This window comes from Pseudomonas sp. AC247 (assembly GCF_979258015.1).
Genome location: NZ_OZ409829.1, coordinates 6,282,628 through 6,295,365, shown reverse-complemented (window position 1 = coordinate 6,295,365; position 12,738 = coordinate 6,282,628). Strand labels below are relative to the sequence as shown.

The following is a 12,738-nucleotide window of genomic DNA, read 5'->3' as shown; positions in this document are numbered from 1 at the left end:
TGCATAGGCTTGCGCGATTGTTTGCCCGCGCCTGACGCGAGCCGCCTCGAGGAGACTGTAAATGGGCCTGAATAACCAGTGGATGCAACGCGACCTCGCGGTGTTGTGGCATCCCTGCACCCAGATGAAAGACCACGAACAGCTGCCGCTGATCCCGATCAAGCGCGGCGAAGGCGTCTGGCTCGAAGACTTCGAAGGCAAGCGCTACCTCGACGCGGTCAGCTCGTGGTGGGTCAACGTGTTCGGCCACGCCAACCCGCGCATCAACCAGCGCATCAAGGATCAGGTCGATCAGCTGGAGCACGTGATTCTGGCCGGTTTCAGCCATCAACCGGTGATCGAGCTGTCCGAGCGTCTGGTGAAGATGACGCCGGAAGGCCTGAACCGGGTGTTCTACGCCGATAACGGTTCGTCCTGCATCGAAGTCGCGCTGAAAATGAGCTTTCACTATTGGCTCAATCGCGGCCAACCGAACAAGAAACGCTTCGTCACCCTGACCAACAGCTACCACGGCGAAACCATGGCGGCGATGGCGGTCGGCGACGTGCCGCTGTTCACCGAAACCTACAAAGCGCTGCTGATGGACACCATCAAGGTGCCGAGCCCGGATTGCTACGGGCGCCCCGACGGCATGAGCTGGGAAGAACATTCGCGCAACATGTTTGCGGCCATGGAACAGACCTTGGCAGAAAATCATGACAGCGTTGCGGCAGTGATCGTCGAGCCGTTGATTCAGGGCGCCGGCGGCATGCGCATGTATCACCCGGTGTACCTCAAGTTGCTGCGTGAATCCTGCGATCGTTACGGCGTGCACTTGATCCTCGACGAAATAGCTGTTGGTTTCGGTCGCACCGGAACCATGTTTGCCTGCGAGCAGGCCGGTATTCGTCCGGACTTCCTCTGCCTGTCGAAAGCCCTGACCGGCGGCTACCTGCCGTTGGCGGCGTGCCTGACCACCGATGAGGTCTACAGCGCGTTCTACGACGACTATCCAACCTTGCGCGCCTTCCTCCATTCGCACAGCTACACCGGCAACCCGCTGGCGTGCGCGGCGGCACTGGCGACGCTGGATATCTTCGAGCAGGACAACGTCATCGAGAACAACAAGGCCCTGGCCCAGCGCATGGCCTCGGCGACGGCGCATCTGGTCGATCACCCGAACGTGTCGGAAGTGCGCCAGACCGGCATGGTGCTGGCCATCGAGATGGTCAAGGATAAGGCCACCAAAGAGGCCTACCCTTGGCAGGAGCGGCGCGGCTTGAAAGTGTTCCAGCATGCGCTGGAGCGTGGCGCGTTGCTGCGTCCGCTGGGCAGCGTGGTGTATTTCCTGCCGCCGTACGTGATCACCCCGGAGCAGATCGACTTCCTCGCCGAAGTCGCCAGCGAAGGCATCGACATTGCCACGCGTGACAGCGTTAGCGTCGCCGTGCCAAAAGACTTCCACCCCGGCTTCCGCGATCCGGGTTGATTGCTATCTAAAGGTTTGAAAAGAACCCTGTGGCGAGGGGATTTATCCCCGTTCGGCTGCGCAGCAGTCGTGAAATCAGCACACGCGGTACTCCTGAGTCACCGCGTGAGCAGATTTTGGGGCGGCTTCGCCACCCAACGGGGATAAATCCCCTCGCCACAGAAGCTCTTCATCACAGTGACTACGCGCCAATTTTTTAGAGACCCGAAATGAGAATGTCCCGCTTCTTTATCGACGCTCCCCTGAGCACCGGCGAACACGAACTGCCGGAGGCCCAGGCGCATTACATCAGCCGCGTGCTGCGCATGGCCGAGGGCGATGCGGTGCAGTTGTTCGACGGTTCCGGCCATGAATTTCGCGGCGCCCTGCTGGAAGTCGGCAAGAAACGCGTGACCGTGCAGATCGACGAGCAATTCGCCGGCCAGGTCGAATCACCGCTGCACATCCACCTCGGCCAGGGCTTGTCCCGAGGCGAGCGGATGGATTGGGCAATTCAGAAAGCCACCGAGCTGGGCGTAAATGAAATTACGCCGATCTTCAGTGACCGCTGCGAAGTCCGCCTTAAAGACGAACGCGCCGACAAACGCCTGCTGCACTGGCGTCAGGTAGCGATCAGTGCGTGCGAACAATGCGGTCGTTCGCGGGTGCCGGTGATTCATCCGCCGGTGTTGCTGGCGGACTGGATCAAGCAGACCGAAGCCGAGTTGAAACTGGTGCTGCACCCGGTGGCCGAGCCATTGGTGAGTCATGCCAAACCGGCGACGCTGGCGTTTCTGATCGGGCCTGAAGGTGGTTTGACGGATGCCGAAGTCGAGCAGGCCAAAAGCAACGGCTTCCACGCCGCCCGCCTTGGCCCGCGGGTGTTGCGCACCGAAACCGCACCGGTGGTTGCATTGGCGGTAGCCCAACAGCTTTGGGGTGATTTCTAATCCACAATTGGAATACGTTCCCCTGTAGGAGTGAGCCTGCTCGCGATAGCGGTGCATCAGCCACAAACGCTGTCGACTGACAGGACGCTATCGCGAGCAGGCTCACTCCTACAGGGGGATGGTGACGTCTCTAGAGGACGTAAAACAGAATCGCGACAAAGTGCAGCAAGCTCCCCGCGATCACAAACAAATGCCAAATCCCATGCGCATGCCGCAACCGGTGATCAAGGGCAAAAAAGATAATCCCCACCGTGTACAAAACCCCGCCCGACGCCAGCCAGGCAAACCCGGTCGTACCCAGCGCCGCAATCAAAGGCTTGACCGCCACCAACACAATCCAGCCCATCACCGCGTAAATCACGATGGACAGAATCCGCGCCTCCGAGCGCGGTTTGATCTCTTGCAGAATGCCGATCAGCGCCAGCCCCCAGACAATCCCGAATAACGTCCAGCCCCACGGCCCGCGCAGGGTCACCAGGCAGAACGGTGTATAGCTGCCGGCAATCAACAGGTAGATCGAAAAGTGATCGACCTTCTTCATGATCGCTTTCTTGCGCCCGCGCACGCTGTGGTACACGGTGGAGGCGCTGTAGAGCACCAGCAAGGTAAACGCGTAAATCGCCACACTGACAATCTTCCACGGGCTGCCGTCGAGGCAGGCGATCACCAACATCCACACGCCGCCGACAAAAGCCGCCACTGCCCCGACCAGATGGGTCCAGGCGTTCAATCGTTCTCCGTGATACATGTATTGCTTACCTCATATTCATTACCGCAGCGCGCAAGGCTCGGGCCTTGAGCGTAAAAGCGCAATCAAAAGATCGCAGCCTGCGGCAGCTCCTACCTTCCAACGCATGCCAATGTAGGAGCTGCCGAAGGCTGCGATCTTTTGATCTTCAAGGCACAATCGACACATTCGAAAAAGAGTCCGCGCCATGCTGATCGACGAAGAATTGACCCTGAAAAAACTCGAGGTGTTCCTCGCCTTCATGCGCACCGGCAACCTCGCCCGCGCCGCTGCCGAACTGCAGACCAGCAACGTCAGCGTGCATCGCGCGATTCACTCACTGGAAAGCGCCCTGCGCTGCCCGCTGTTCAAACACGAAGGCCGCAACCTGACGCCGCTGGAAAGCGCTTATGTGCTGGAAGAGCGCGCGCAGAAGCTGATCAACGACGTGGTCGAAAGCGTGCGCCTGACCCGCGAAGCCGCGGGGTTCTCCGCTGAACGCTTCAAACTCGGCTCGCTGTACTCGCTAACAGTGAAAACCGTACCGCAGCTGATCATGGGCCTGAAAATCCGTCGCAGCGAACTCAACATCGACCTGATCCTCGGCTCGAACATCGACCTGCTCTACAAGCTGAAGAACATGGAAGTCGACGCAATTCTGGTGTCACTGGACGACAGCATCAACGACCCGGATTGCGAGCAGATTGCGCTGTTTTCCGACGACATCTTCCTCGCCACTCCGGCGGATTCAAAGTTTGCCCAGCGCAGTGAAGTGGATCTGGCTGAGGTGCGCGATGAAACCTTCATCACCCTGACCCAAGGTTTTGCGACCCATCAGGACGGTGTGCGGGTGTTCAAGCAGGCGGGGTTCGAGCCGAAGGTGGCGATGCAGGTGAATGACATCTTCACGCTGTTGAGCATGGTCAGCTCGGGAGTGGGTTATGCGTTGCTGCCGGGGCGGATTGCGGCGGTGTATGAGAACCGGGTGAAGCTGATTCCGTTGCAGGAGAAGTACCGGTTGCAGCAGCACATCGGGGTGGTGTTTTTGAAAGCCAAGGAGCGCGATCCGAATTTGCTGGCGTTGCTGGCGGAGTGCCGGATGTATGCGAATCGGCAGATCACCCCATGATCGTTCCCATGCTCCGCGTGGGAATGCCTCAATGGACGCTCTGCGTCCGCTTTGGGACGCAGAGCGTCCCGGGCTGCATTCCCACGCAGAGCGTGGGAACGATCAGTTAGAGGCTCAGCCCACAATCCCGCGAACAATGAAGAATAACAGCGATGGCCCCAGCAAGCACCCCAGCCCGGTATGGAACGTCGCCGTCAACGCGCCATAAGGCACCAACCGCCGATCCGTCGCCGCCAATCCAGCTGTAACGCCGCTGACAGTCCCGGCCAGACCACCAAACACCATCGCCGAACGCGGGTTATCCAGGCCCATCCAGCGCGCCGCGACCGGCGTGCCGACCATCACCAGAATCGCCTTGATCAACCCGGTGGCAATCGACAAGGCCATCACATCCGAGGTCGCGCCAATCGCCGCGCCCGTCACTGGCCCGACAATGTAAGTCACCGCGCCCGCGCCAATAGTGGTCATGCTCACCGCATCGCGATAACCAAACGCCCAGGCCATGCACGCGCCGACAATGAACGGCAGGATCGTGCCCAACAGCAGCGCAATCACACCAATCAACCCGGCCTTTTTCGCCTCGGTCGCCTGCACTTCAAACGCTGTGGCAACAATCGCAAAGTCACGCAGCATCGCCCCGCCCATCAGGCCGATACCGGAGAACAACGTCAGGTCCGCCAGGCCTTTCTGCCCGCCAGTCATGGTGCCGCCGACCCATGCCAAAACCAGACCGATGACGATGGCAATCGCCGAGCCGTGAATGCGTCCGAACGTCAGGCGTTTGGACAGAATCACCGACACCCACATGATCACGCCGACAAAAGCGAAGGCAGTGACCAAGCCGTTGTGTTCCAGACCTTTCTCGATGAGATCCCACATATCAGCGGCCTCCTACTGGCGTGCCGACCGGGGAGATTTCCGCCGGCTCGTCAGGCAGTGGCTCGCCCTTGTGAGTGCGGCTGATCAGGGCAATCGTAAAACCGCAGACCACCACCGAACCAATCGCCGCCAGCACTGCGACCGTGCCGCCGTGCAGCGCGGTGACGACGTTCTGTTGCGCGGCCATCGCCACCACCACCGGAATGTACATCGCGCCCCAAAAGCCGACGCCCATCTCGCAATCCTTGGTCATACCGCCGCGTTTCTGCATCCACAACCGCGCGCAGATCAGCAGGATCATCGCGATGCCGACCCCGCCGACATTGGATTTGACGCCCAACAACGCGCCGAGCATGTCACCCATGATCACCCCTGCCAGCGTACAGATCGCGAGCAGCGCCACACCGTAAATAATCATTGTTGTAGTCCTCAAAGTGCATCGTCGAATGTTGTTTTTGTTGTTCGAAGCTTGAGTCGCGGCGGTTTAGAGTTGGCGGCTACCCTCCTCACGCAACAGCGCTTGCAGGGTGTCGAGGCGCGCACTGTCGAAGGCTGTGACCGTGCCTTGCTCGAACACCCGGCGCGCCAGCCCGGTCAGCACCGCACCGGGCGGCAGTTCGATCTGTAAACGCACGCCGCGCTCATAAGCGCTTTGCACGGTGCCGCGCCAATCCACTACGCGACACATGTTGAAGGCGAGGTCGTCACGCAGCGCTTCGACTTTGGTCACAGGGCGTGCGCGACTGCCGCTCAGGTAAGCGATTTTCGGGGTTTTCAGTTCAACCTTGGCGAAGGCTTCGGCGAGGGTTTGCGCCGGTTTTTCCAACAGCGGACAGTGCGACGGCACACTCACCGCCAGACGTTTTGCCAGACCGGCGCCACGACTGCGCGCCAGTTCGGCCACGGCTTGCATGGCCTCGTCACTGCCGGCGATCACCACCTGATTGTCGGCGTTGATGTTGGCCAGATACACCGGCGAATCTGCGCTGTGCACCTGCGCCAGCAGCGTTTCGACTGTGGATAATTGCAGGCCGATGATTGCGGTCATGCCGTAGCCCTGTGGATAAGCTTGTTGCATCAACTCACCGCGCAGGCTGACCAGATGTAACGCCTCGCTGAAGCTCAATGCGCCCGCAACCACCGCTGCCGGATAAGCGCCGATGGACAGGCCGGCGACGTAATCCGCCGCGAGTTCGTCTTGCAACAGCTGCCGTGAAGCTGCGACGCCTGCGATCAGCAGGCAGAGCTGAACCGCCCTTGTCGTGCGCAATGCTTCGCTGGAATCGAGCAGCAAAACATCTTCGCCAAGCACATCGCTGGCCTCAACCAAGGTCTCCCGAGGCAAACGCTGAAGCATCCCCGCCTGCTGCGCGCCTTGGCCGGGGAACACCAGCAGACTGCTCACGCTGCCTGCTCCTGCGGGTTCCATGGATCAATCACCAGGCAAGCTTGATGAGCATTTTTCAGCAGCACGCGCGTCGAAGCGCTGGCCCATTCACGCAGGGCCACGGCACCGAACGGCGTCTGCAATTGCATGTCGATCCGGCACACAGCCTGATCAAAAATTTCGACGAGATTGCGTGCCTGATTGCGGGTGATCAGTTGCGGTGTACGCAGAATCAAATCGAGGTCGCTGGCCGCGTGCATCGCGGTGAAACCACTGGCCAATTCAAATCCGACACTGCCGCTGACACCCCAGACCCAACCGCAGTCATCGAGCATCGGCCGCAGTTGTTTGAGCGCGTGCATCACTGGCAGATCGCGCTCGCAGTCGACGTGACACAGCGCTTCGGGGCTGACCCGACAGGCAATCGAATCGACCGCCATAAACGCCGCCAACCGCTGCTCGCGCAACACACCGCGCACGCCGACCGCGACATAACCTTCCTCGCTCAACGCCCGCCGCACCACCACCGGTTGTCCGGCGGCCAGCGACCCGACTGCCCACAACGGCGCATCCGCCGGCAACTGCGCCGGGGTCATGCCCCAGAGCAGATCGTGGGCCAGAGGCGTGTTCACCACTGCGCCCTCAGCAGTTCGCGAACCTTGCTGGAAGCCGCACGATTCTTCGCGCCGAGACGATTGCTCAAGTCAGTGCTGGAGATATCGCTGATGGCTTGTTTCAGGCACTCGTTCACCCGCGCCAGATCCTCCGCCGTCGGCTGTTCAATTTGCTCAACCGACAAGGTTTCCCAAAGCAATCCGAGGCTCGCATAACTGTCGATGTCATAAGCCATCGGCGGCACACTGGCGGCCAGCGCTTCCAGTTCTTCAACACTGCGCAAGGTCACCCGCGCAGCCGACGCCTTGCCCATCGCATGCACCATCACGCCCGGATCACGCAGCGCGATCAATCGATTGGCCTGGTAACCATGAGCCAGAAACGCCCCGGACATCGCTTTACCGACCAACAACGCAATCACCGGATGCCCGGCCAGACGCGCACGGGCGTAACTGTCCGCCGCACCGGCCAACGCCTGATGAATACCGAGCGCTTCTTCGCGCCGACCATAAGCCTGGCTCGGCACATCGACGATGGCGATGATCGGGCGCTTCTGCGCTTTATCGCGGTCAGCCGTGATCGCGTCATCCACAACCTTGGCCAGACCCCAGCCTTCGAGCAAGCCGACTTCGCCGTTGCGAGCGCGAGGAAAACGATTGTCCGGGTCAGCCACCACAGCGATGAAACGCCCCAGCCCACCGTCAGCAACCCTCAACGATGGCGGCAGTCCTTCAACACTTTTAGCGCCCGCGCTCAAGGCGGTGAACCAGTTCAAGCCGCGCAACGAATAACTGCTCATGAGCGCTCTCCTTGATACAGATCGCGAACCACCGACGGTTCGATTTGCGGGTCAGTGTTCAGACTGCTCAACTTCCGCAGAAACCACTCAGCACGTTGGCTACGTGGCTGCTTTGGCAAACCTTGCTGGAGCAACTCGCCGACCTGCTGACGAATCTTCGCCACGTCATCGGCGACATAACGATCCACCAGACCACTGGCAAACCGCTGCTCGCCGCCAGTCACGCTCCAGATGAAGGGCCGGTCGCGAGAGTCATATTCTTCGATCCCCGCTTCCTGTTCGATGACCTGCGGGCCGTTCAAACCAAGGCGTGCTTCTTGAGTCACCAGCAAATAGCTGCACAGCGCCGCCGCAATCGACATACCGCCGAAACACCCAACGCTGCCCGCGACCACACCGACCACCGGTTGGTACTGCTGCAAATCGACAATCGCCGCATGAATATCAGCAATCGCCGACAGCCCGAGATTGGCTTCCTGCAAGCGCACACCACCGGTTTCCAGCAGCAACACCGCGCGCGTCGGAATACCTTTGCGGTTGTCTTCAGCCGCCAGTTCCAGCGCGCCGGCAATCTTCGCCCCGCCGACTTCGCCAAGGCTGCCGCCCTGAAATGCACCTTCAATCGCGGCAATGACTACCGGCAAACCGTCGAGGCTGCCCTTGGCGATCACCACCCCGTCATCGGCCTGCGGCACCACGCCCTGACGTTCAAGCCACGGCGACATCACCCGTTGAAACGGATCAAGCAACTCACGAAAGCTGCCAGCATCGAGCAAGGCCTTGGCCCGTTGTCGCGCGCCGAGTTCGACGAAGCTGTGTTTGTTGAGCAACGCTGCGCTGTCAGTCATGGCCGATCTCCTCGAAACCTTGTTCCAGTCGCAAGCGCACCACGCCCGGCGTCGCGCCGAAGTCGTGGATATCGATGGCCATTGCTGGCGGTGTGGTGCCGTCGAACATCCGCGCAAACAGATGCTGCCAACGCAATTGCGCGCCGTTGACCGAGGTCTGCACATTGATCGTCAGCTTGCCGGCCAGGCCCGGTTCGATCAGCACTTCCAGATCACCCGAGCCGACACAACCGACCAGCGCGCGACCGCGTGGCGGCTGCCCGGCGGGGAATTCAAACGATAGGGTTTCCATCAAAACGCTCCCTGAGAGATGCCGTCGCGCTCGATACGGTCGAGCAGCAGCGTGGCGGCGAGCAAGTCGGCGGCGCCACCGGGCGAGGCATTCAATGCGATGAGTTGTTGATCCAGTTCGTGCAGCCGGCGGCGACCGCTGAGGCTGGCGCTGCCGCCAGCGTCGAGCACCGCTTGTGCGCCGAGTTGCATGGCGTGCAAACCCTCTTCGCCGGCGCGGTAGAGCACGCAGGTGTCGGCCAGATTGGTCATGATCGCGAGCAAAGCGTCGAGCCGGGCGTTCTGTTCGCCGTGACCGTTAGCACGACTACGTTTGAGTTGTGGCAAGCCGCGTTGCAGCACTGAGGGGAAGCCGAGTTGCGCTTCTTCACGAGCACCGCGTGCGCCGTAACGCAGGGCGACTTGGGCGCCGTGGCTCAGTGGTTTGGGTGCGTAGCGGTCATCCAACAAGGCCAGACGTGCAGCGCGCAGGGTTACAGCGTTGGCGCTGGAAGATTGCGGTTCCAGTGCAGTGGCCGTCACCAAAAGGCCCAAGGCCCAGATCGCCCCGCGATGCGTGTTCACGCCATTGGTGGTCGTGAGCATGGCTTGTTCACCTTCACGGCCGATGCGACCAATCGCTTCGCGCAACGTTGAATCGACTTCGCCGATCGCGCCCGCCGCTTCAGCCATCTCCTTGAACGCCGGCCACAACGACAGCGCCGAAGCGTGCATCAGGCCCAAGTGCAGATCGGTGTGCGCGCCGTTGCCGCGACGGTCGACCAGTGCCGGTTTCGGCGACAGATCGGCTTCGTCGATCAACGCGTCCACCGCCAGATCGGCCAATCGATCGGCCAGGGACAGCGGCTTCGCTTGCAGGTTAAGTGCGTGCATTACCAGCTCCTGAATTTCGCGGGCGGGTTGTACAGACCGCCAGACCACTCGACCAGATCGGCCACGCTTTTCGCCGCGAGCAATTCGCGGGTGGCGTCGGTGCGGCGGATGCCGAGGTCTTCGGGCAAGGCGATCAGGCCTTCGCGGCGCATGCGTTCGGTGTCTTTCGGGTTGTGGCGCAGGCCGATGGCGGTGACACCCGCGACGGCGGCGATCATCGCCTGGCGCTCTTCCAGCGAGCGCGCCTTGTACAGGTAGGCGATGCCTTCTTCGGTGAGCAGGTGGGTGACGTCGTCGCCGTAAATCATGATCGGCGCCAGCGGCATGCCGCTTTTCTTCGCCACTTCTACCGCGTCGAGGGTTTCAACGAAGGTCGGTTTGCCGCCCTCCTGGAAGGTCTCGACCATTTGCACCACAAGTTTCTTGCCGCGTTCGAGCATCGGTTGCTGCGAGTCGTCGTGGCGCATGTCCAGCCACGCCGGGGTGCCGTGACGGCGACCGCGCGGGTCGTGGCCCATGTTCGGCGCGCCACCGAAACCGGCGAGGCGGCCACGAGTCACGGTCGAGGAATGGCCATCGCCATCGACCTGCAACGTCGCGCCGATAAACAGATCTACCGCGTACTGCCCGGCGAGTTGGCAGAACATCCGGTTGGAACGCAGGGAGCCGTCGCGGCCGGTGAAGAACACGTCCGGGCGGGCGGCGATGTAGTTCTCCATGCCCAGTTCGGTGCCGAAGCAATGCACGCTTTCGACCCAGCCACTTTCAATCGCCGGGATCAATGTTGGGTGCGGATTGAGCGTCCAGTTGCGGCAGATCTTGCCCTTGAGGCCGAGGGATTCGCCGTAGGTCGGCAGGATCAATTCGATGGCGGCGGTGTTGAAACCGATGCCGTGGTTGAGCGACTGCACGTTGTGTTTTTCGTAGATGCCGCGAATCGCCATCATCGCCATCAATACGTGCACAGGCTTGATGTGGCGTGGGTCGCGGGTGAACAGCGGTTCGATGTAGAACGGCTTGTCGGCCACCACGACGAAATCGACCCATGAGGCGGGGATATCCACACGCGGGAGTTCGCTGACGTCGTCGACCAGTTGGTTGACCTGGACGATGACGATGCCGTCGCTGAACGCGGCCGGTTCGATCAGTGCCGGGGTGTCTTCAGTGCTGGGGCCGGTGTAGATGTTGCCGGCGCGGTCGGCCATGAACCCGGCGGAGAGCACGACGTTGGGGATCAGATCCACCACCAGTCGCGCGTAGAGTTCGATGTAAGTGTGGATCGCGCCGACTTCCAGCAGGCCGTCTTCGAGCAACTGGCTGATGCGCAGGCTCTGGGTGCCGGCGAAGGAGAAATCGAGCTTGCGGGCAATGCCGCGTTCGAACAGGTCGAGGTGCTCGGAGCGGCCGACGCTGGGCATGATCATGTGCAGATCGTGGAGCTTTTCCGGATCAGCCTTGGCCAGCGAGCGCGAGAGGAAATCTGCCTGCTTCTGGTTGTTGCCCTCCAGCACCACACGGTCGCCGGGATGAATCAGCGCTTCGAGCGCGGCGACGATCTTGTCGGTGGGCAACACCACACCGTCGGCCAGCCCGCGCACCTTGTCGAGGCGGCGCTGCTTCTCATCGCGCCGCCGCGTCCAGCGCGAGTCGGGGGGAATTGTTGTTGTCATGCTCACTCCACGGGGTTCGCTGTCGTGGAGCTAAGGTAGGCGCGTGGGGTGGGGGCATCAATCAAGCACGGTGGTGAATCATTACGCTGAGCGTAACGTTCGCCGACGCCTTCGCGAGTAGGAGCTGTCGAGTGAAACGAGGCTGCGATCTTTTGATCTTCAGCATCAACATCAAAAGATCGCAGCGTGCCGCAGCTCCTACAGGAGAACGCATTCCATATCCAATTCCTGTAGGAGCTGTCGATTGAAACGAGGCTGCGATCTTTTGATCTTCAGGATCAACATCAAAAGATCGCAGCGTGCCGCAGCTCCTACAGGAGAACGCATTCCATATCCAATTCCTGTAGGAGCTGTCGAGTGAAACGAGGCTGCGATCTTTTGATCTTCAGGATCAACATCAAAAGATCGCAGCGTGCCGCAGCTCCTACAGGGGACGTATTCCAACTGTAGGAGTGAGCCTGCTCGCGATGGCGTCGCATGGGTCGACGCATTAATCAGTCAGTCGGCACCAATCTGTCCAACACGCGATTGACGGCCATTTCCGCCACCATCACCACTTGCGCAATACCCTGCAGGGTCTTGCGGTGCGTGCCTTCAACCATGGCTGCGTGATTGTTGAGCATCACCGTGGCCGAGCCGAGGGTTTCGCTGGCGTCGGTCAGCAGGGATTCGGTGTCGGCATTGGGGTTGGCCATGTACAGCGTGTTCGGGGTGTAGGGCGTGGCCATGAGGTCGGCGTTGGTCGGGCCGAGGTAATGGTCGAGGGCGCGTTCGGCGGCTTCGTGGAATTTCTTCGAATCGGGGGATTCGTAGGGGGATGCCGGGTCGGTGGGCGGCGGGTTAGGCGTTACTTTGAACATGGATGACTTTCCTCTGATGAGGCTGCGACCATCCCGCTGCTAAACGATAGGGAGGCAGCTGTGCGCAAGTTAGCAGACCGGTAGTCACCCAAACCCGGCGCACCCGAAGGTGCCATGCGCACAGCCACCATCAAGTGCAGGCGATTGCCTGACTGGATGAGACTCGTACGACCGGACAACTAGCCGGGCTGCTAAACCCGATCACTGGGAATCAGTGACCCAATCCACGTTACGCAGCCAGCCAAAGGCGCACAAGCCGGCGG

14 protein-coding genes are annotated in these 12,738 nt (G+C 60.9%); 3 read left to right on the top strand and 11 right to left on the bottom strand.

Features of this window, described 5'->3' with window-relative positions:
* Positions 1-61: 61 nt before the first annotated feature.
* Both ACZZ0B_RS28540 and ACZZ0B_RS28535 read left to right on the top strand, forming a co-directional pair.
* The gene (locus ACZZ0B_RS28540) at positions 62-1,468 is read left to right on the top strand and encodes an adenosylmethionine--8-amino-7-oxononanoate transaminase (RefSeq protein WP_463546785.1); all 1,407 of its coding nucleotides are present in this window, start codon (positions 62-64) and stop codon (positions 1,466-1,468) included.
* Between the two features lie 209 nt (positions 1,469-1,677).
* Positions 1,678-2,397, top strand: a complete 720-nt coding sequence (locus ACZZ0B_RS28535) for a 16S rRNA (uracil(1498)-N(3))-methyltransferase (protein WP_463546784.1) — start codon at positions 1,678-1,680, stop codon at positions 2,395-2,397.
* A 130-nt stretch (positions 2,398-2,527) separates the two neighbouring features.
* On the opposite strand, the gene trhA is transcribed toward ACZZ0B_RS28535, so the two are convergent.
* Positions 2,528-3,145, bottom strand: coding sequence for a PAQR family membrane homeostasis protein TrhA (trhA, locus tag ACZZ0B_RS28530; protein WP_007913708.1), 618 nt, complete (start codon positions 3,143-3,145; stop codon positions 2,528-2,530).
* A gap of 187 nt (positions 3,146-3,332) precedes the next feature.
* On the opposite strand from trhA, the gene ACZZ0B_RS28525 reads away from it, so the two are divergent.
* Entirely contained in the window at positions 3,333-4,253 is a 921-nt protein-coding gene (locus tag ACZZ0B_RS28525; protein WP_008083125.1) for a LysR family transcriptional regulator, read from the top strand.
* 114 nt (positions 4,254-4,367) lie between these two features.
* On the opposite strand, the gene madM is transcribed toward ACZZ0B_RS28525, so the two are convergent.
* The 10 genes from madM to ACZZ0B_RS28475 all read right to left on the bottom strand — a co-directional run bounded on the left by madM (position 4,368) and on the right by ACZZ0B_RS28475 (position 12,475).
* The gene (gene madM, locus ACZZ0B_RS28520) at positions 4,368-5,132 is read right to left on the bottom strand and encodes a malonate transporter subunit MadM (protein WP_095049482.1); all 765 of its coding nucleotides are present in this window, start codon (positions 5,130-5,132) and stop codon (positions 4,368-4,370) included.
* 1 nt (position 5,133) lies between these two features.
* A complete protein-coding gene (gene madL / locus ACZZ0B_RS28515; RefSeq protein ID WP_008083127.1) occupies positions 5,134-5,550 on the bottom strand; it encodes a malonate transporter subunit MadL in 417 nt (138 codons plus the stop codon).
* A 66-nt stretch (positions 5,551-5,616) separates the two neighbouring features.
* Positions 5,617-6,537 carry a malonate decarboxylase subunit epsilon gene (mdcH, locus tag ACZZ0B_RS28510; RefSeq protein ID WP_463546783.1) on the bottom strand — a complete coding sequence of 307 codons (921 nt, stop codon included), beginning with the start codon at positions 6,535-6,537 and terminating at the stop codon, positions 5,617-5,619.
* Entirely contained in the window at positions 6,534-7,154 is a 621-nt protein-coding gene (locus ACZZ0B_RS28505) for a malonate decarboxylase holo-ACP synthase (RefSeq protein ID WP_463546782.1), read from the bottom strand. Before ACZZ0B_RS28505 ends, mdcH begins: the two co-directional genes overlap by 4 nt.
* On the bottom strand, positions 7,148-7,933 hold the full coding sequence (gene mdcE, locus ACZZ0B_RS28500) for a biotin-independent malonate decarboxylase subunit gamma (protein WP_463546781.1): 786 nt from the start codon (positions 7,931-7,933) through the stop codon (positions 7,148-7,150). Before mdcE ends, ACZZ0B_RS28505 begins: the two co-directional genes overlap by 7 nt.
* Positions 7,930-8,781, bottom strand: coding sequence for a biotin-independent malonate decarboxylase subunit beta (locus tag ACZZ0B_RS28495; RefSeq protein WP_463546780.1), 852 nt, complete (start codon positions 8,779-8,781; stop codon positions 7,930-7,932). Before ACZZ0B_RS28495 ends, mdcE begins: the two co-directional genes overlap by 4 nt.
* The gene (locus ACZZ0B_RS28490; RefSeq protein WP_007913697.1) at positions 8,774-9,073 is read right to left on the bottom strand and encodes a malonate decarboxylase subunit delta; all 300 of its coding nucleotides are present in this window, start codon (positions 9,071-9,073) and stop codon (positions 8,774-8,776) included. The genes ACZZ0B_RS28495 and ACZZ0B_RS28490 overlap by 8 nt, the downstream gene beginning before the upstream one ends.
* Positions 9,073-9,945: a triphosphoribosyl-dephospho-CoA synthase gene (locus ACZZ0B_RS28485; protein ID WP_463546779.1), complete on the bottom strand. Its 873-nt coding sequence runs from the start codon at positions 9,943-9,945 to the stop codon at positions 9,073-9,075. The genes ACZZ0B_RS28490 and ACZZ0B_RS28485 overlap by 1 nt, the downstream gene beginning before the upstream one ends.
* Entirely contained in the window at positions 9,945-11,615 is a 1,671-nt protein-coding gene (gene mdcA, locus ACZZ0B_RS28480) for a malonate decarboxylase subunit alpha (protein WP_008083133.1), read from the bottom strand. Before mdcA ends, ACZZ0B_RS28485 begins: the two co-directional genes overlap by 1 nt.
* Positions 11,616-12,109: 494 nt before the next feature.
* Positions 12,110-12,475, bottom strand: a complete 366-nt coding sequence (locus ACZZ0B_RS28475) for a DUF6124 family protein (protein WP_440095925.1) — start codon at positions 12,473-12,475, stop codon at positions 12,110-12,112.
* Positions 12,476-12,738: the final 263 nt, after the last annotated feature.

Bases quoted from the DNA above. Each gene is read 5' to 3' on its own strand.
- ACZZ0B_RS28540 (WP_463546785.1), top strand. From the start codon at position 62: ATGGGCCTGAATAACCAGTGGATGCAACGCGACCTCGCGGTGTTGTGG.
- ACZZ0B_RS28535 (WP_463546784.1), top strand. From the start codon at position 1,678: ATGAGAATGTCCCGCTTCTTTATCGACGCTCCCCTGAGCACCGGCGAA.
- trhA (WP_007913708.1), bottom strand. From the start codon at position 3,145: ATGTATCACGGAGAACGATTGAACGCCTGGACCCATCTGGTCGGGGCA.
- ACZZ0B_RS28525 (WP_008083125.1), top strand. From the start codon at position 3,333: ATGCTGATCGACGAAGAATTGACCCTGAAAAAACTCGAGGTGTTCCTC.
- madM (WP_095049482.1), bottom strand. From the start codon at position 5,132: ATGTGGGATCTCATCGAGAAAGGTCTGGAACACAACGGCTTGGTCACT.
- madL (WP_008083127.1), bottom strand. From the start codon at position 5,550: ATGATTATTTACGGTGTGGCGCTGCTCGCGATCTGTACGCTGGCAGGG.
- mdcE (WP_463546781.1), bottom strand. From the start codon at position 7,933: ATGAGCAGTTATTCGTTGCGCGGCTTGAACTGGTTCACCGCCTTGAGC.
- ACZZ0B_RS28495 (WP_463546780.1), bottom strand. From the start codon at position 8,781: ATGACTGACAGCGCAGCGTTGCTCAACAAACACAGCTTCGTCGAACTC.
- ACZZ0B_RS28490 (WP_007913697.1), bottom strand. From the start codon at position 9,073: ATGGAAACCCTATCGTTTGAATTCCCCGCCGGGCAGCCGCCACGCGGT.
- ACZZ0B_RS28485 (WP_463546779.1), bottom strand. From the start codon at position 9,945: ATGCACGCACTTAACCTGCAAGCGAAGCCGCTGTCCCTGGCCGATCGA.
- mdcA (WP_008083133.1), bottom strand. From the start codon at position 11,615: ATGACAACAACAATTCCCCCCGACTCGCGCTGGACGCGGCGGCGCGAT.
- ACZZ0B_RS28475 (WP_440095925.1), bottom strand. From the start codon at position 12,475: ATGTTCAAAGTAACGCCTAACCCGCCGCCCACCGACCCGGCATCCCCC.